This window comes from Cupriavidus sp. SK-4, assembly GCF_000611125.1.
GTDB classification, from domain to species: Bacteria; Pseudomonadota; Gammaproteobacteria; order Burkholderiales; family Burkholderiaceae; genus Cupriavidus; species Cupriavidus necator.
Genome location: NZ_JFJW01000068.1, coordinates 110,073 through 110,802, shown reverse-complemented (window position 1 = coordinate 110,802; position 730 = coordinate 110,073). Strand labels below are relative to the sequence as shown.

The following is a 730-nucleotide window of genomic DNA, read 5'->3' as shown; positions in this document are numbered from 1 at the left end:
CGGCGCCCGCGTGGCCACGCTGTGGTCAAGCGGGTTGCGGCGCTCGAAGGTGGCACCGTTGGCGGCCTGCGTGCGCTCGCCGTTGATCAGCATGGTGATGCTTTGCATCCTGGAGTCTCCTGGAAGGGGTACTTGGTCTGTCGTCTGGCGCTGCGGCTCAGGCCACCTCGATTTCCACCACGGTCGGCACACGCGTCCGCAGGGCTGTCGCCAGCGCTTCGCGCAATGCAGCAGGATGAGTCACCCGCGCTGCCTCGCAACCATGCCCGCGCGCGATCGACACGAAATCCAGGTCGGGCAAGGCCGTGCCGACCAGCGGATCATCGCCGCCAAAGCCGAAGGTCGGCGCAAACTCCTGCAGGGCGGCGTAGCGCCGGTTGTTGAGCACGATGAACGTGATCGGCAGGCCCAGTTGCGCGGCGCTCCACAGCGCCTGGATCGAATACATGCTGGAGCCGTCGCCGACCAGGCCGATCACCTTGCGCCCCGGCTTGCCCAGCGCGACGCCCACTGCCGCGGGCAGGCCATAGCCAAGCCCGCCGCTGCACATCGTATAGAAGGTCTCGCTGCGCAGGATCGGCAGGTAGCGATGCATCACCGGGCGCGCGCTGGGCGCTTCCTCGACCACGATGGAATCGGGGTCGCGCAGCTCCGCCAGCGTCTGCAGGACATAGGCGACGCTCATCGGCGCGCCGGGCTCGGCGCGCGGTGCCGGCACGCGCGGGCGCGG

1 protein-coding gene is annotated in these 730 nt (G+C 69.3%); it reads right to left on the bottom strand.

The window, feature by feature from the left end; translation table 11 throughout:
• Positions 1–157: 157 nt before the first annotated feature.
• On the bottom strand, positions 158–730 hold a 573-nt coding region (locus CF68_RS38360; RefSeq protein ID WP_035820050.1), incomplete at its 5' end, for a thiamine pyrophosphate-dependent enzyme.